The organism is Metabacillus rhizolycopersici, from assembly GCF_020075705.1.
Map to the genome: position 1 here is coordinate 1 of NZ_JAIQUM010000082.1, position 18973 is coordinate 18973.

13 protein-coding genes, 1 other RNA gene and 1 pseudogene are annotated in these 18973 nt (G+C 38.7%); 1 reads left to right on the forward strand and 14 read right to left on the reverse strand.

What is annotated here, in order from left to right; all coding sequences use genetic code 11:
* Window positions 1-71 precede the first annotated feature (71 nt).
* Window positions 72-311, forward strand: a pseudogene (gene tnpA / locus K9V48_RS29745) (IS200/IS605 family transposase).
* Between the two features lie 386 nt (window positions 312-697).
* Here the strand turns inward: tnpA and ssrA are convergent.
* The 14 genes from ssrA to rpoN form a co-directional block, all read right to left on the reverse strand.
* Window positions 698-1038, reverse strand: a transfer-messenger RNA (tmRNA) gene (gene ssrA / locus K9V48_RS23155).
* Window positions 1039-1190: 152 nt separating this feature from the next.
* The gene (gene smpB, locus K9V48_RS23160; protein WP_224141482.1) at window positions 1191-1661 is read right to left on the reverse strand and encodes an SsrA-binding protein SmpB; all 471 of its coding nucleotides are present in this window, start codon (window positions 1659-1661) and stop codon (window positions 1191-1193) included.
* Between the two features lie 500 nt (window positions 1662-2161).
* Window positions 2162-4513, reverse strand: a complete 2352-nt coding sequence (gene rnr, locus K9V48_RS23165; protein WP_224141483.1) for a ribonuclease R — start codon at window positions 4511-4513, stop codon at window positions 2162-2164.
* 16 nt (window positions 4514-4529) lie between these two features.
* The gene (locus K9V48_RS23170; protein ID WP_224141484.1) at window positions 4530-5270 is read right to left on the reverse strand and encodes an alpha/beta hydrolase; all 741 of its coding nucleotides are present in this window, start codon (window positions 5268-5270) and stop codon (window positions 4530-4532) included.
* A 314-nt stretch (window positions 5271-5584) separates the two neighbouring features.
* Entirely contained in the window at window positions 5585-5818 is a 234-nt protein-coding gene (secG, locus tag K9V48_RS23175) for a preprotein translocase subunit SecG (protein WP_224141485.1), read from the reverse strand.
* 141 nt (window positions 5819-5959) lie between these two features.
* On the reverse strand, window positions 5960-9013 hold the full coding sequence (locus K9V48_RS23180; RefSeq protein WP_224141486.1) for an efflux RND transporter permease subunit: 3054 nt from the start codon (window positions 9011-9013) through the stop codon (window positions 5960-5962).
* Window positions 9014-9481: 468 nt separating this feature from the next.
* The gene (gene eno / locus K9V48_RS23185; RefSeq protein ID WP_224141487.1) at window positions 9482-10774 is read right to left on the reverse strand and encodes a phosphopyruvate hydratase; all 1293 of its coding nucleotides are present in this window, start codon (window positions 10772-10774) and stop codon (window positions 9482-9484) included.
* Window positions 10775-10789: 15 nt separating this feature from the next.
* Window positions 10790-12325 carry a 2,3-bisphosphoglycerate-independent phosphoglycerate mutase gene (gene gpmI / locus K9V48_RS23190; protein ID WP_224141488.1) on the reverse strand — a complete coding sequence of 512 codons (1536 nt, stop codon included), beginning with the start codon at window positions 12323-12325 and terminating at the stop codon, window positions 10790-10792.
* On the reverse strand, window positions 12318-13079 hold the full coding sequence (tpiA, locus tag K9V48_RS23195) for a triose-phosphate isomerase (RefSeq protein ID WP_224141489.1): 762 nt from the start codon (window positions 13077-13079) through the stop codon (window positions 12318-12320). The genes gpmI and tpiA overlap by 8 nt, the downstream gene beginning before the upstream one ends.
* A 104-nt stretch (window positions 13080-13183) precedes the next feature.
* A complete protein-coding gene (locus K9V48_RS23200; RefSeq protein ID WP_224141490.1) occupies window positions 13184-14368 on the reverse strand; it encodes a phosphoglycerate kinase in 1185 nt (394 codons plus the stop codon).
* A 246-nt stretch (window positions 14369-14614) separates the two neighbouring features.
* Window positions 14615-15622 (reverse strand): type I glyceraldehyde-3-phosphate dehydrogenase, encoded by a 1008-nt coding sequence (gap, locus tag K9V48_RS23205; protein WP_224141491.1) that lies wholly within the window; start codon window positions 15620-15622, stop codon window positions 14615-14617.
* A gap of 127 nt (window positions 15623-15749) precedes the next feature.
* Entirely contained in the window at window positions 15750-16769 is a 1020-nt protein-coding gene (locus K9V48_RS23210; protein ID WP_224141492.1) for a sugar-binding transcriptional regulator, read from the reverse strand.
* Window positions 16770-16914: 145 nt separating this feature from the next.
* Window positions 16915-17148, reverse strand: coding sequence for a glutaredoxin family protein (locus K9V48_RS23215; protein WP_224141493.1), 234 nt, complete (start codon window positions 17146-17148; stop codon window positions 16915-16917).
* Window positions 17149-17186: 38 nt separating this feature from the next.
* Complete coding sequence (gene rpoN / locus K9V48_RS23220) at window positions 17187-18479, reverse strand: RNA polymerase factor sigma-54 (RefSeq protein WP_224141494.1); 1293 nt, start codon at window positions 18477-18479, stop codon at window positions 17187-17189.
* Between the last annotated feature and the right edge of the window lie 494 nt (window positions 18480-18973).

Consider the following 18973-nt stretch of genomic DNA (forward strand, 5'->3'; position numbering starts at 1 on the left):
ATCCAACTTGGAAATGATGTGAAACAACTTATGCACGATATAGCCAATAGATACCATTTTAGAATAAGCAAATGGAAGTAGATAAGGATCATATCCATTTGCTTATTCAGTATGAGCCTAAGATGAGGTTTCTTGAAATCGTGAGACTACTCAAGCAAATGACTACTTTTCATATTTGGAAACAACATGAAAAGTATCTTTCTAAACATTTTTGGAAGGAACGAACCTTTTAGAATGAAGGATATTTCGCTTGTTCCATTGGAAATGTCAGCAAAGAGATGATTCAAAAATATATTCACGAACAAGGATGAAAACCGTGGGCTTACATCCACGGACCTAAAGGTATCGTGGTTTTACGCCCACAGGTATAAAAAAGACAAAACAAAACCACCAAATTATGTATTTGGTGGAGACGGTGGGACGTGCTATTCCATACTTTCGTTATGGCACTGACTATATCTTGAACCTGATTTCCAGGTCCTTCGGCGTATTATACGAAACATAGATTTATCTGAAATGATCAGACAGATTTTCGTATCCTAGTACTACCATGTTGTGGCAGCCTATGAGTCGATACACGGCTGTTGGATTGCTCCACATACCGCTCGGCATTGCCCTATCACTTATTTTGTGACTTAGGTTTCACCGATAAAGCCGAATTTTCACTTATGTGTTACCACATAAGGCGACTAATGACTAATCGAACCCACGTCCAGAAACATCGCCACTTAAGCGTCTACGAGCGTAGTCGATATATTCGCGGTTTCGCTAACTCCTATGCCTATCGACAGGCGTCAGAGCAGCTAGTCTGATTGGTCTCTTCCATCATCCCCAGACGGAGGAATTAGGCGTAGTCCACTAAGAGTGAGTCCCTTACCCTACCACATGGACGATGGAGGGAGGAACTAGCTACGCAGTTATTAAGCTGCGAAAGCTAAGTTATTGTTAGTTTTGCCAGTTATTATTGGCGTGACGTTTTAACGAAGACGATCCCTTCGGCCCGCAACCTAAGCTCGAACTACCCCTGTCGAATCCGTAACGTCCCCATGATAAGCCGTATATAAAAGCTTTGGGTATACGGGAAGTTAAAAAGTAGATAAGCTTAATTGCTTATGAAATTGTTTGTAAGTGACTGTCTTACAAAATCTATTATATCAGAATCATACCAAAATGCAATTGTTAGGTTTTTCCTAGTAATCCTTTTGGCGATCTCGGAAGGCACGTTCGATATCACGCCTCGCTTCTTTTTTCTTTAAGTCTTCACGTTTATCATATTTCTTTTTACCTTTACCTAAGCCAATTAATACCTTAGCATACCCATTTTTTAAATACATTTTCAATGGTACTAATGCATATCCTTCTTCTTTCGTTGCACCAATTAATTTCGCAATTTCACGTCGATGCAGCAAAAGCTTTCTTGTTCTTAATGGTTCGTGGTTATATCGATTTCCCTGTTCATATGGACTAACATGCATATTATGCAAAAATACTTCTCCGCCTTCTACACGTGCATACGAATCCTTTAAGTTTGCGCGACCATTTCGAATTGATTTGATTTCCGTACCTTGAAGGACAATGCCGGCTTCAAATGTTTCTTCAATTGAAAAATCATGATTCGCCTTTTTATTTTGAGCAACTACTTTTCCCATTCCTTTAGGCATTGTGTCCCCTCCCCTCAATAAAGCGATTAATTTAGAACAAAAGCGCAAGCGCCTTGATCAGCCTAAGGCAGGCATAAGACGCACATGAATAGAAAGGCGTACTTTGCCTTCAATTCATGCGTGGCTTATGACCCCGAGGGGCCGGACGCTTGCGCTGGATGCAGTGCGCTTAGCCACAGTTCAAGAATTTTATAATTTCCTAAACAGCGATAAAGCAAAACTTCCAACAGTGGTGGTTTTCCATTGTTGGTTAAAGAGTCTTATTGGACTTTTCCGGGCAGTGATCCCCACCTTCTCTGCTTGTGGGGATCTTACTGCCCGTTAAGTGGAATACGTTCTATTTTAGCAAAAATTGGACTTAATCACAATGGAAAGGCAATGAGATGATCGTGTATCAATCAAATTGTTATTCCTACCAAGAGGATATTGTCCAATTGTTGTTGGCTAAATGGAGAGGATCTGACACACTAACAAGTGTCAGATCCTTTTAGCGAAAATTATCAAGCCTTCTTTTTCTTTTTCCGCTTTGCTTTTGGTGCATTTTCATAATGCTTCTTTTTCTTCTTTTTCCGTGGTGGACGTGTTGACCATTCTCCATCTTTGTCGTCATTACGTTTATTTTGACCGTCTTTTTGATCTTGTCTTTGATTTTTCCGGCCTTTACCAGAGAAGATGACTTTTGGCGTATCTTTTGCTTGGCGTCTTCTCGTTCCCTTCATTCCAACAATCTCAAAGTCAACTGAACGCTCATCTTTATTCACACTTACTACACGTACTGTAATTTCATCGCCAATTCGATACACATTACCAGTACGTTCTCCAATCATGGCATAATGACGTTCATCATAGCGATAATAATCATCTGTCATATAACTTACATGAACAAGACCTTCGATTGTGTTTGGTAGCTCTACGAACATTCCGAAGTTTGTTACCGAGCTAATCATGCCATCATATTCTTCACCGATTTTATCAAGCATGTATTCTGCCTTTTTCAGCTCATCTGTTTCACGCTCTGCTTCAACTGCTCTTCGTTCCATATTTGATGCTTGTTCTGCAATGACAGGTAAGCTTTCAGCCCATTTTGAGCGTGTATCTTCATCGACTTTTCCTTCAATTAAGTACGTTCGAATTAAGCGATGAACAATCAAGTCTGGATAACGACGGATTGGTGATGTAAAGTGCGTATAAAATTCTGTTGATAAACCAAAATGTCCGATGCTAGCTGGGTCATATTTTGCCTGTTTCATTGAACGAAGCATAACAGTTGAAATGACTGTTTCTTCAGGTGTACCCGCTACCTCTTCTAAAATGTTTTGCAAAGCTCTTGGGTGGATTTCATTTGCTGTACCTTTGACTGTATATCCGAAGTTTGTGATGAACTCCAAAAAGCGTTGCAGCTTTTCTACATTCGGGTCTTCATGAATACGATAGATAAATGGAACATTCATCCAATGGAAATGCTCCGCAATTGTTTCATTTGCTAGTAACATAAACTCTTCAATTAATCTTTCTGCTACAGATCGCTCACGAATCACTACCTCTTGTGGGTGGCCCTCACTATCGACAAGAACCTTTGCTTCTTTAAAATCGAAGTCAATGGCACCGCGAGTCATCCGTTTTGTTCGAAGGATTTGTGCTAGGTCACCCATTTGTTCAAACATTGGTACAAGCTTTTCATATTTTTGCAGAAGCGCCTCATCACGATCTTCCAGAATTTTCTTCACATCTGAATAGGTCATACGTTCCGTCGTTTTAATCACACTTTGGAAGATTTCATGCTTCACAACAGTCCCTGTTTCATCTACTTCCATTTCACAAGACAATGTTAACCTGTCTACCTTTGGATTCAATGAACAAATTCCATTTGAAAGGCGGTGTGGAATCATCGGAATCACCCGGTCAACAAGATATACACTCGTCCCCCGCTCCAATGCTTCACGATCAATCGGAGACTGTTCTGTGACATAATGACTAACATCTGCAATGTGTACACCTAATTTGTAATTCCCATTCTCTAATTTTTGAACGGTAACAGCATCATCTAAATCCTTCGCATCTGCACCATCGATTGTCACAATGACTTCATGACGCAAATCACGACGGCCTTTTACATCTTCCTCACTAATTGTCTCCGGTACATCGTTTGCTTGCTTAATCGCTTCTTCAGGAAACGGTCCTGGAAGTCCATGCTTATGAATCACAGATAGAATATCAACACCAGGATCATTTTTATGACCTAGAATATCAATAACTTCCCCTTCTGCACTCATGCGCCCTTCTGGATAAGTTGTTAACTTCACGACAACTTTATGTCCCTCGACTGCTCCGTTTGAAGCATTTTTCGGAATAAAGATATCATTGGCAATCTTTTTATCGTCAGCAATCACAAATCCGAAATTTTTGCTTTCTGTATACGTTCCAACGATTTCCTTTACGCCGCGTTCTAAAATACGAATAATCGTTCCTTCTTGTCTTGAGCCCGCTGATTTCGAGCTAACTCTTACAAGAACGGTATCACCGTGCATCGCTGTTTTTAGCTCAGTCGGTGGGATAAACACATCATCTAAGCTTGCATCCTCTGGATCGACAAAAGCAAAACCTTTTGCGTGACCAATAAGTTTACCTTTTAGTAAATTCATTTTTTCAGGAAGGCCATAACGGTTACTTCTCGTTCTCACGACTAAACCTTGATCTTCCATTGCCACCAATGCTTTAACAAAATCCTTGAATTCCGCCGAATCCTTTATTCCGAATGCTTCCTCCAACTCCTGAACCGTTAGTGGTTTATAAGCTTCTTCTTTCATGAATTCAAGTAACTTATCAATATGTACTTTTATTTCTGGATCCATTAAGTATCCTCCTTTTTTACCAATTAAGGCTTTCTAAAAATTGGTATACGTCTTCATGTAATTGATCGCGTTCTTTATCAAGAGTGAGGACATGACCAGACTCCTCATACCATTTTATGCGCTTTTGATCATTTTCTACCTCGTTATATATAATATTAGCACTATCTGTATTAATCATATTGTCATGTCTTGCTTGTGCTACAAACGTAGGGGAATAAATCATATCAACATTTTTACGCACATCTGCGATAAGCTCCTGTAACGCTTTTAACGTATTCATCGGTGATTTCGCAAACTCGACCATTTCTTCCTCGATTTTTTCTGGTGATTTGCCCTCAAACTTTTTATAGTTTCTAGCATATTCAAGTATTCCTTGGTACATCACTTCTTCACTTTTTATATACATAGGTGCACACATTGTGACAATGCCCTTTACAGGTACAGTGTATCCTAATTTAAGAGAAAACACTCCACCTAGTGATAAACCACCAACTGCAATATTTTCGAACCCCATATTTTGCAAATGCTCATACCCTTGCTGCACATCCTGCCACCAATCCACTGGACCAGTCTGGACCAGTTCCTCTGGTGGAACACCATGGCCCTTATATTGAGGCGCGTGGCACGTATAGCCTCGTTCACTTAGGAAACGTGCAAGCATTCGTACATCTGCAGTATTTCCTGTAAATCCATGTAATAAAAGAACGGCTCTCTCCCCGCCCTCAAATGTATACGGTTTTGGTAATACTCTTTTCATTCTAGTGTCCCCTTTTAAAAAATAATCTTTTATTAGCTTATCCCATATAGACTAACAGTAGTCCCGCATGTATTGGCGAGCTTTATATAATCTCCACTATTCTATTTAATCAAAAGTTTGATTTAATACAAAGAGGTTTGCTTACTAACGTCACGATTCAAATAAGGAAAAATGGCGTGTTCACCACCAAGATAGTGTCGCTTTGCGATTCTTTTCACTAGTCTTTCCAGCTCGAAATATGAGCATACGGGTTTCGTCCCCATGCCTTAATAATAAAAAAAGAGCCTGAACCCTCAGACCCTTTGATTTATACATTATTGAACGATATACGCTACTAATATTGTCAAAAGAAAGAATAGAACGGATAAAACAATCGTAGCACGGTGTAAAACTAAATCTAGTCCACGAGCCTTTTGTTTTCCAAATAGCTGCTCGGCACCACCAGAAATCGCACCAGATAATCCAGCACTTTTACCAGATTGTAATAAAACAACTGTAATTAAAGCAATCGATACTATAACAAGTAAGACTAGTAAAGCAGTATGCATGAAACGACACCTCCTGATATGCGGACAATTCAATATTTTAAATGTATCACACTTGCATTTTCTTCACAATATTGAGTTTGTACGGAGCATACATTTTTCAAACGTTAAGGCAAAATTTTCAGAAACCTGCTAAATCATATGTTACCCCATTTTTATATGCTTTTCATCTTCCGCACTCATCACTTTTTTCACAGGGTTAAATAGACTGTAAAGTACCGGAACAATAAAGAGCGTTAAAAGTGTAGATGTTGTCAGACCCCCAATAACAACCACGGCTAGGGATGAAGAAACGATTCCTGCATGAGATGAAATAGCCATTGGAATGAGAGCCCCGACAGTGGCGATTGCTGTCATCAAGATTGGTCTAATCCGAACCACCCCAGCTTCAATTAATGATTCATGCTTCGGCATTCCCATTTTTTCATTTTGCTTTACTTTATCAATGAGAACGATGGCATTTGTCACAACGATTCCATTCAGCATTAGCAATCCAATCATGGCAGGCATCCCAATTGGCTCTTTCAAAATATAAAGTCCTACTAAGGCTCCAATGACTGAAAATGGAATAGCAAACAAGATGACAAATGGTGCTTTCCCTTCTCCAAATGCTAGTACCATGACTAAATATACTAATAGGACGCTGACGCCAATCGCAATTCCTAAATTTGTGAAGCCGTCCTGCATAGCTGCTGAGGCTCCTTCCTTGTAGTAGCTTACACTTTCAGGTAAATCAAGTTGATCGATGACCTCATCTGCTTTTGCCGTTACATTACCTGTATTTGAATCGGTAATTTGTCCAAAAATCATGACATATTCATTTGAATTTAAATGGGTAATGGCTGTTCTATTATCGACTCGCTTTAACTCCCCAACTTCCTCTAGAGCAACTGGCATCCCCATCATATTGTTAATTTCCTGTTTCCCCAATGCATCAAGAGAAGTAATGTCCTCCATTTTTAAACTGAGCTTAACATCGGTTTCCTCATCTTCAAGTGTCATACTCGTTACAACATCACCGTTAATCAGATTTCGAAGACCTTGTCCAACCATTGCTGGCATAAGTCCATTTTCAGCAAGCTTCTCTTCATTCAAGTCTATTTCAATTTCAGGTTCTTCTCCCTCTAGTGATGATCCTACATCTGCCATGCCATCCACTTCTTTTAATGCGCTGACGATTTCTTGGCTAGCTGTTTTGATCTCTTCAAAATCTGAACCATTTACGACAAGAGTATATTGAGATTCAGCTCCTCCAATAAGCCCGCCAACACCGTTAACAGAAATTTCTTCAGCCTCCTTGATATCGGCAAAATCATTCCGTAACTCTTCAATCAATCCCTCTATATTCTCAACAGAATCTTTGACGACAAATGAAATGGAGGCATATTCCGATTCACCAACGACATTTGTACTAACTAGATCAACTTCCTCTTTGTCTAATAGAATATGCTCTACTTCACCTGCTACTTCACTTGTCTTTTCTGGTGCAGTTCCTTTCTCCATCGAAATGTTCACATCATAGTCCGTTACTCTTTCCTGCGGCAAAAAGGTCGTGCCTAGCTGTGGAGCAATGAATCCAACAGATCCAACAAGAAGCACAAAAGCCATTGCGAGAGTCACGAATCTATGTTTCAGTACCCAATGGAGACATTTTCGATAGACCTTTTGTAAAGCATTTTCCTTATGTTCCTTTAACGTAATGTTTAATAAGAAAATTCTCGACATAAGCGGCACAACTGTAATCGCTACTATAAGTGAAAACAATAAAGAAATCACAATGGTCCATGCGAGAGGTTTAAAAAATCCCCCAACAATTCCCGGGACAAAGGCCATCGGCAAGAACACGGCAACAGTCGTAATCGTAGAAGATGTAATCGCAGACGCTACTTCTCTTGTGGCTTGCTCTACTAGTTCTTCATTCCGTTCATTTGTTGCCCTTACTCTTCTAAATACATTTTCAATGACAACGATGGAGTCGTCCACAACCCTACCTACAGCAACTGCAATTCCTGCAAGCGTCATAATATTTAGCGTGTAGCCCAGCATATTCATAACGGTAATAGAAGCAAAAATTGATAACGGAATCGAGATAACCGCAATAATCGTAGAGCGAATATTTCTTAAAAACAGTAAAGTAACCACAACAGCCATAACCGCACCAAGTATTGCTTCTCGAAGCATTGAGTATACTGATTCCTTAATTTCAATCGATTGGTCACGTAATATTTCCGTTTCATACCCTTCTGGAAGATTCATATTTTCTATTTCTTTCTTCACTTCGTCAACGATCGCAACCACATTTGCTCCGCCCTCGGCAATAATTCCAAAGCGAACACCAGGCTCTCCATTTATTCGTGTAAAATTATTTATATTTTCATTTTCATATGTCACATCAGCAATTTCACTAAGTTTTATTGCTTCAAGCTGAGGTGAACCTTCTTCTGAAGCCTCTCCCTGAGTGAATAACCGGATATTCTTCACATCATCAAGAGTTGTTAGTTCTTTACTTACACGTACGGGTAATACTTCATTTGAAAGGGATAGATCTCCAGTTGGAATGTTAAAATTATTTGCGGTGATAGCTGCTTTTACATCATCAAGAGTCATTCCCCTTTTCGTTAACTCTTCAGGCTTGAGACGAATCGAAACCGTTTCATCGTCAATCCCTCCTACATCCACTTTGCTTACCCCTTCAATCCCTTCAAGGCGAGGAATAATCTTATCAGCTACAAATTTCTGAGCCTCTTGATAATTTCCCTCCGCATAAATTCCCATCGAGAAAATTGTTGGATCTGGCTCAGGTCCTGATAAAACAATTTCTGGTTTTTCAGACGTTTCTGGTAGCTGTACTTTCTCAATCGTCGACCTGACAATCTGCTCGGCATCATCCATACTAACAGACATATCAAATTCCATTGTCGAATAAACGACATTTGCTACCCCATCTGTATATACATTTTTTACACCTTCGATATTCAAAAGCTCTCTTTCAATCGGCTCTCCTATATCCTTCATTGCCTGCTCTGGAGAGGCTCCTGGATACGCAATTATCACCGTCATATAAGGGATATCCACATTCGGATACTTTTCAATATTAATTTCCTTTAATGAATACAACCCGCAAGCTACGATAAGAAAAACCATTAAAAACAAGGCAACCGCATTTTTCATACTAAAACGAATAATCGATTTCAACATACACTCTCTTCTCCCATCCCATAGTTTGTTTTATTCCCCTTTCTAATTTTAAGTCAATTTTCCATATATTTCTTTAAATTTACAAATTTATAACAATTCTATTATTTTCAAATGAGTCTGAGGGTTATCTTGATCAAAGACCTGAGGCGTACGTACTATGGGTAAGAATTTCTTTACCTTTAGTTCATGAACAATAGTAGGTCTAATAAAGACCAGTGGCTTGCAGAGTGGGTCAAAAACAGGAGACTTGGTTCAATTCTTGAGTGAAATGGTTTATTAATAAGAGAAAGTGGTTCAATCCGAGCCGACGTTAATTGCCATGAATTCACTTATACGTCCAGTGCTTCCGAGCTGATGTCGTTCGCTTATCCACAGATTCATTCTTAAGTAAGTATAAAAACTTATACATTTTACTTCAAAAAAAGGAACTGCTGAATAGAATTCAGCAGTTCCCTTTTAATTAGTTCATTATTTTTTTAAGTTGTAGAATGTTTTGATTCCATCATATCTAGCTGCGTCAACAAGTTGATCTTCGATGCGAAGAAGTTGGTTGTATTTCGCAACACGGTCTGTACGTGATGGAGCACCAGTTTTGATTTGTCCAGCGTTTGTAGCAACTGCGATGTCAGCAATTGTTGTATCTTCTGTTTCACCAGAACGGTGAGAGATTACTGCTGTGTAACCAGCGCGTTTTGCCATTTCGATAGCTTCAAATGTTTCAGTTAATGTACCGATTTGGTTAACTTTGATAAGGATTGAGTTACCAATTCCTTTTTCAATACCTTCAGCAAGTTTCTTCGTGTTTGTAACGAATAAATCATCACCAACAAGTTGAACTTTACCGCCAAGGCGCTCAGTTAATAGTTTATGACCTTCCCAGTCATTTTCATCTAAGCCGTCTTCGATTGAGATGATTGGGTATTTAGAAGCCATTTCTTCGTACCAGTCAACCATTTCAGCAGATGTTTTAACAACACCTTCACCTGAAAGGTGGTATTTACCGTCTTCTCTATTGTAGAACTCAGAAGAAGCAGCATCCATAGCAAGCATTACTTGCTCACCTGGCTTGTAACCAGCTTTTTCGATTGCTTCGATGATTGTTTGAAGAGCTTCTTCGTTTGAACCTAAGTTAGGAGCGAAACCACCTTCATCACCTACAGCAGTGTTAAGACCTTTACCATGAAGAACTGCTTTTAAGCTATGGAAGATTTCTGCTCCCATACGTAATGCTTCACGGAAGTTTTCAGCGCCAACAGGCATAACCATGAATTCTTGAATGTCAACGTTGTTATCAGCGTGCTCTCCACCGTTAACGATGTTCATCATTGGTACTGGTAATGTTTTCGCGCTGAATCCACCAAGGTATTGGTATAAAGGTACTTGTAAGAAATCTGCAGCAGCACGAGCAGCAGCCATAGATACACCAAGAATTGCGTTTGCACCTAATTTACCTTTGTTTTCAGTTCCATCAAGCTCGATTAACGCTTGGTCAATTGCGATTTGTTCTGTTACTTCGAAACCAAGTAATTCAGGAGCAATAAGTTCGTTTACGTTTTTAACAGCATTTAAAACGCCTTTTCCTAAATAACGCTCTTTGTCACCATCACGAAGCTCAACTGCTTCGTATTCACCTGTTGAAGCACCACTTGGTACCATTGCGCGTCCAAACGCACCTGATTCTGTGTGTACTTCTACTTCTATAGTTGGGTTTCCGCGTGAGTCTAATACTTCACGAGCATATACGTCTACAATGTATGGCATGTTTTTTTCTCTCCTTTAATTTTGAATTAATGTTTTTCCAGTCATTTCAACTGGTTGTTCCACTTTTAATAAATCTAACATTGTTGGAGCTAAATCTCCTAATTTTCCACCATCACGAAGTGTAACTCCATTTTCTGTGACAATCACAGGAACTGGATTCGTTGTATGAGCAGTCATTGGCTCACCTTCTAATGTTACAACTTCATCTGAATTCCCATGGTCAGCTGTAATGATTGCTTTACCACCTTTAGCGATAATCGCATCAACAACTTTTCCAAGGCATTCATCAACTGTTTCAATTGCTTTAATTGTTGGCTCAAGCATACCAGAATGACCGACCATATCTGGATTCGCAAAGTTTAATAGAATTGCATCGAATTTGTCAGCCTCAATTTCTGCAAGTAACGCGTCCGTTACTTCATATGCACTCATTTCAGGCTTAAGATCATACGTTGCAACCTTTGGTGAATCAATCAAGATTCTTTCTTCACCAGGAAACTTCTCTTCACGGCCACCACTCATAAAGAATGTAACATGTGGATATTTTTCTGTTTCTGCGATTCGAAGCTGTGTCAAATTGTTTTGTGCCAACACTTCTCCAATTGTATTATCAAGGTTTGTTGGTTTAAATGCAACATACCCATCTACAGATTCGCTAAAGTGTGTTAAGCAAACAAAGTGTAAGTTCTTCGGATGTTTTTCGCCACGGTCAAATGAACGGAAATCTTCATTTGTGAACGTGTTCGAAATTTGAATTGCACGGTCTGGGCGGAAATTATAGAAAATCACCGCATCGTTTTCACTAATTGTTGCAACCGGTGAACCGTCTTCTTTTGTCATAACAGATGGAAGAACGAATTCATCAAAGATTCCGTTGTTGTAAGAATCTTCAATACATTCCATTGGAGTACTGTAAGTAGGACCTTCTCCGTACACCATTGAACGATAAGATTTCTCTACACGGTCCCAACGCTTATCACGGTCCATTGAGTAATAACGTCCAGATAACGTCGCAATTTCTCCGACACCGTATTCTTTGATTTTTTCTTGTAAATCATTCACATACGTTTTAGCAGTTTTTGGTCCAACATCACGGCCATCAAGGAAGCCATGAATGTACACATTTTTTACTCCTTCTTTAGCTGCAAGCTGTAGAAGAGCGAATAAATGTTGAATATGACTATGAACGCCACCATCAGACAATAGACCAAAAAGATGAAGATTTGTACCGTTTTGCTTTACATGATCAATAGCAGCTGTGAAAGTTTCATTCTTTTCAAATTCACCTTCACGAATCGATACATTTACACGAGTTAAACTTTGATAAACAACACGACCTGCACCAATATTTAAATGACCAACTTCAGAGTTCCCCATTTGACCTTCCGGAAGGCCAACAGCTTCACCTGAAGCGATTAATTGTGCATGTGGATATTGATTCCAAAAACGATCAAAGTTTGGTTTCTTAGCGTGCGCAACTGCATTTCCTTCCGATTCTTCACGGCAAGCAAAACCATCAAGAATAATAAGTGCTACAGGTGCTTTACTCATTGTTACTAGCCTCCAAAAGCTGAAGGAAAGATTGTGCTTCTAGGCTTGCTCCACCTACTAAAGCACCATCAATATCAGGCTGGGCCATATATTCTTTAATGTTTTCAGGTTTTACACTTCCGCCATATTGGATACGAACTGCTTGTGCAGCATCCTCAGAGAATTGTTCACCAACAACTTGACGGATATGTGCACATACTTCATTCGCATCTTGTGCAGAAGAAGATTTACCTGTACCGATTGCCCAGATTGGCTCGTAAGCAATAACCGTTTGTTTTACTTGATCTTCAGTTAAACCTTGTAATGCTTGTTTCACTTGTTCACCAACAAGATTGTTTGTTTTACCTGCTTCACGTTCTTCTAACGTTTCACCACAACAAACAATTGGAGTTAAACCATGTTTGAAAGCAGCAATCGTTTTCTTGTTTACTGTTTCATCTGTCTCAGCAAACATTTCTCTACGCTCAGAGTGTCCTAACACAACATAGCTAACACCTAAATCCTTCAGTGCAACTGGGCTAATTTCTCCAGTGAAAGCTCCACTTTCTTCAAAGTGCATGTTTTGTGCACTTACTTTTAAGTCACTACCATTTGTTAAGCCTACTAGACTTTCCAAAAATAATGCAGGAGCACATACTACTGAGTCAACATTATTTTGTGAAGGTACTAGTCCTTTTACCTCCTCAACAAAGCTTCGTGCTTCAGAGGATACTTTGTTCATTTTCCAGTTACCAGCAATAATCGGTTTTCTCATGATTACACCTTCCCTTTTGCATACAGAAATGCACGGAAAAACATTAATCAAGATGTCGCGACTAATCTTGAGTTCACATTTCCCAAAACATTTTCATATTATTTTTATTTATCGTTTAATGCTACAACGCCCGGAAGTTCTTTACCTTCCATGAATTCAAGAGAAGCTCCACCGCCAGTAGAAATATGGCTCATTTTATCAGCCAATCCAAACTTTTCTACAGCCGCTGCCGAATCTCCTCCTCCAATGATTGAATATGTATCTTTCGCCTCAGCAAGTGCTTCACCAACAGCCTTTGTTCCACCTGCAAATGCATCTAATTCGAATACACCCATTGGTCCATTCCAAATAACCAATTTAGAGTTTTTAATTACATCTGCATAAATTTCACGTGATTTTGGACCTGCATCAAGACCTTCCCAATCGCTCGGGATGCTGTCGATTGAAACGATTTGCGTATTTGCATCATTTGAGAAATCGTCTGCTACAACGACATCAACAGGCATATAGAAATTAACGCCTTTTTCTTTCGCTTGATCAAGGAATGATTTTGCTAAATCAACTTTGTCCTCTTCTAAAAGTGATTTACCTACATCATGACCTAATGCTTTGATGAATGTATAAGCTAGTCCACCACCGATGATAAGGTTATCAACTTTATCAAGTAGGTTTTGGATAACACCAATTTTATCCCTAACCTTAGCACCACCAATAATAGCTGTGAAAGGACGTTCAGGATTTGATAATGCTTTTCCAAGTACTTCTAATTCTTTTTCCATTAAGAAGCCTGCAACAGCTGGAATATGCTTTGCAATTCCTTCAGTTGATGCATGGGCACGGTGTGCAGCACCAAATGCGTCATTAACATAAATATCAGCTAAATCTGCAAATGCTTTCGCTAATTCTGGATCATTTTTCTCTTCACCAGGATAGAAACGAACGTTTTCTAATAGAAGAACGCCACCTTCTTCTAGTTTAGCGATTTCAGCCTTTACAGTATCCCCGTAAGCTTCATCAGTTTTCACAACATTTTTACCAGATAACTCTTGTAGCTTTTCTGCTACTGCATTTAAGCGTAGCTCTTCAACTACTTCGCCTTTCGGACGTCCCAAATGACTTGCTAAAACAACTTTCGCACCTTGACCAGTAAGATACTCGATCGTTGGTAAAGCTGCACGAATACGTGTATCATCTGTAACTTGTCCATCCTTCATCGGTACGTTAAAATCAACGCGACAAAAGACGACTTTCCCTTTAACATCAATGTCTTTTACTGACTTCTTATTCATGAAAAGCCCTCCCTTTAATTGAAATGCCAAAGCGCCTTGGTCAGCCACGAGCACTCAAGACAAGTTTCCCTAAAAAAGGGTATACTTCGGATCGCTTGTAAGCCCGGGTGTTAGGACGCTATAGCTAGACTCTAACACTAAACACGATAAAAAAATAGGGAAATGGGGATGATCCCCATTCCCCATTTTTCTTACCTTGAAGCTTTATTCAATTGAATTTCTATTTTTCATTAAAAAATTTAATGATTAGAATCCTTTTGAAGCAAGGTAGTCAGCAAGATCTACTACACGGTTAGAGTAACCAGTTTCGTTATCGTACCAAGAGATAACTTTAACCATGTTACCTTCCATAACCATTGTAGATAATGCATCGATTGTAGAAGAATTTGTGTTACCGTTGAAGTCACCAGAAACTAGTGGCTCTTCAGTGTAGCCAAGAATTCCTTTTAATTCGCCTTCAGCAGCAGCTTGTAATGCAGCATTTACTTCTTCAACTGTTACTTCTTTGCCTAATTCAGCAACTAAGTCAACTAAAGATACGTTTGGAGTTGGAACACGAACTGCTCCACCGTTTAATTTACCTTTTAATTCAGGTAATACTAATGATACTGCTTTAGCAGCTCCAGTTGTAGTTGGAATCATGTTTTCAGCAGCCGCACGAGCACGACGGTAGTCTTTATGTGGTAAATCTAAGATTTGTTGGTCATTTGTGTATGAGTGAATAGTTGTCATCATACCACGGTTGATACCGAATTTTTCGTTAAGTACTTTAGCAAATGGAGCTAAGCAGTTTGTTGTACAAGATGCATTTGAGATAACATGATGGCTAGCAGCATCGTATTTATCTTCGTTTACACCCATAACGATTGTGATATCTTCGTTAGATGCTGGAGCAGAGATGATTACTTTTTTAGCTCCTGCTTCTAAGTGTTTCGCTGCGCCTTCACGGTCTGTAAAGAAACCAGTTGATTCAACAACGATGTCAACACCTTGTGCACCCCAAGTTAATTTCGCTGGGTCACGCTCAGCAGATACTTGGATTGTTTTTCCGTCAACGATAAGGTTGTTACCATCAACAGAAATTTCTGCATCAATTTTACCGTGTACTGAATCATATTTTAAAAGATGAGCTAACATGTTAGCATCTGTTAAATCGTTAACTGCAACAACATCCACATTTGGATTTTTTAAAGCTGCACGGAATACATTACGTCCGATACGTCCAAAACCATTAATACCAACTTTTACTGCCATGATTAATTTCCTCCTTTAATTGTGTCCATCGGTGTTTTCACCTTTGAACGTTACATTGCGTAGGTTATTTTTTGTTCAAATCAATAATACAAAACTAAAAGAAATGAACGTGTATAATCAGGGACAATTAATCCCTTATTAACTCATTTGCTGCCCCTTCATCTGTAATTAGTACAGAGTCTAAGGATTGTTTCAAATAGGCTTTAATCGCCTTTGCCTTTGACGCACCACCAGCTACCGCCATAACATTTGACATTTCAGCAATGTCATCAATCTGAATCCCTACTGTTTGAACCTTATGTATGATTTTCCCCTCTTGATCAAAGTAATAGCCAAACGCTTCTCCTACGGCATTTCCCTTTTCAATTTTATTGAAATCCTGCTCCGAAGTTCTCCGGCGCTCCGCCATAGTTTTAGCGTCCCCTATTCCATGAACAACCATACTTGGGGATCTCATCATTTCTAAGAGCTCTTTAATATGGGGTTCTGCAATAATCGATTGATAGGCATCCTTACTCAGCTGATCTGGAACATGCAAAAGTCGATAATTTCCACTCGCACGTTCTGCCATTTTTGCACAAATCGTATTCGCTTGATTCTCAACTGTTTCTCCAAGGCCTCCGCGTGCAGGGACAAAAAGGATATCGCGATTTTTGCTATCTGGGGTCATCATTTCAGCAACAGCTGCAAGAGTTGTCCCACCAGTGACAGCGACGATATTTTTACCGTTTAATCGCTCTTTTATACATGTTACACATGCTCTACCCATTTCTTTTTTCACCCATGGAGATTGATCACTATCACCTGAAACGACAATAACTTTCGTAAGATTAAATCTCTCCATTAATTTATTTTCCAAAAGAGTTAATCCTAATACGTCTTTCATCATTTCTTCAAGAATCTTTAACAGAGATGAACCGTCTTTCGTTAAGTTCATACCAGAACTATGAATTTCAATTAAATTTTGATCTTTCAGAAATTTAACTTCGCTTCTTAGTATTCGTTCACTTAACCCAAGACTTGTTGCGAGACTTCTGCGTCCAATTGGCTGCATCAAACGTATGTATTGAAGAATTTGATAGCGTTTTTGCATAACCTGTAAAAGGTCAGGCAATAATTTCTTTTGTACTTCTACTAATGAATTCATTTTGCTATCCCTTTCTGAGTCGGTATGGACTTATATGGTCCCGCTGTGACTTATTTTGTCCCACCTACTCAAAAAAAAATCTCCCCTGCACAATCTTTATTTTAGCAGGGTAAATTTGCTTATTCAAGGAATGTTTCTCGTTTTTTCAAAGTAAACGCTTTCTTATTCTATCTTTTTCCAAAATACCATAAGAAACGAGCTCGTCATCAATTTTCACTACAGGAATCATGATTTGATATAACTCTAATAGCTGATCATCCTTGTAAATGTCAATAATTTCCACTTTGAAGGAAACTTCCTTTTGAATGTCTTGTAGAATGGCTAACCCCTTATCACATAAAGAGCAATTTTCTTTTGAGTAGAAGGTAACTTTTTTCAATTTTATGCACGTCCAGTCCGTTTAACCCCTGAGTTAATTTAATATTGCTTTCTGATGACTGATGTCGGAATATTCAACTGCTCACGATATTTCGTCACAGTTCTTCTTGAAATAGTTATACCATAACTAGTTTTTAACAAATTTGCAATTTTTTGATCTGATAATGGCTTCATTTTATCCTCTGCTGAGATTAATTCTTTCAGGTGAATTTTTACCGAAGTTGTGGAAACCTCTCCACTCACTTCATCGAGTTTAGTCGAAAAAAATGATTTCATACTTACTAGACCATGTGGTGTTTGAACAAATTTATCCTTTACAGTCCTGCTGACCGTGGATACATGGACATCTAATGTTTCTGCAATATCCATTAACGTTAGTGGCTTCAAAAAATTTTTACCATATAGGAAATACTCCTTTTGTTTATGTAAGATGACTTTCATAACGTTGATCATCGTCTCCTTACGCTGATCGATTGCTCGTTGTAGCCATTTTCCCTGTGTGAGATGTTTAGAATAATAGTCTTTCGTTTCAGTATCTAGTCTGTTTGATTCATTTAACTTTATTGGTTGATTGATGATTAGTTGAGGTAGAATCTCGTCGTTATAGATAATATGTAATTCATCATTTACTCGTTCTATAGTGAGATCTGGGGTGATATATGTCGTTTCATCACTTTCATATTTTAAACCTGGCCTAGGTTCTAGTGTTTTGATGATATTTTGAATTTCTTGGATTTCACTAATCGGGACGTTTACCTTTTTCGATAAGTCTTTCCAAGATTTTTCGGCAAATGAGCGAAAGTGATCAGATATAATCGTTTCTGCTACAGCATTTCGGACAGGTAATTTTCTTAACTGCAGTAAAATACATTCCTGAAGTGAACGTGCACCAATACCAACAGGATCTAGAGTTTGTAACAAATAAAGCTTACTTTCAAGCAATTCTTCACTAACTTTTAAAATGCTTGCTAATTCGGCTAAATCATCCTTCAAATACCCATTTGCATCTAGTGCATCAATTAAAAAATCGACGTAAACCCTTTCTTTTTGCTCCATTCGAATATCTATAAGCTGATTACGTAAATGCTCGCGCAAGCAAGTTCTTTCTTTAAGTGAATTTTCGATAAAAGATTGCTTATTCGAATTCGTACGACGCTCTCGGTAAGGAGTACTATAGGTTTCTTTCACGTCAATGAGGGGATTTTCCACGACGAGTTCCTGAACATATGAAAGGAGATCGGCAGAGGAATACTGCAACAATGTAATCGCTTGCTTTAATTCTTGAGTCATCCTTAATTTTAATGATTGTTCTTGTATTAACCCAATTTTCATTTTAATTCCCTCCTGATTTTCATTTTACATCAAGCTATGAAAAAGATGAACAGTTATTTGTATACGTTTTCAAATTGAATTTTTTCAGTAGTCATTTACATAGTTTTTTTATCCTTTCAAAAGAGTATATTACATAATATTATGTTAGGTGTATGAAAAAATGCTTGGTCATAGAGTTACTTACTTTAAAAATTTTCGAAGAGAGGTCGAAGTAGATGGGATTATCAAAAAAGGTGTGAGAAAGGGATAAGAGCTCACTCTCCCATCACTTTTTGGCAAAATACTTCATTGCTTTATTAAAATTGAATTTTCCCTAAGGTATTTGAAAGTTTTGAAGGAAAAGGATAGAGGAATGATGAATTAGAACATAAAGCGAGACTTCCATCAGTGGGGGTTTTCCTTATCCCCCACTGATGGATAGCGAGACTTATCGGGCTTTTACGGGCAGTTATCCCCCACCTTCGCCTCTTTGTGATTCACTCAAGCTTAGAGGT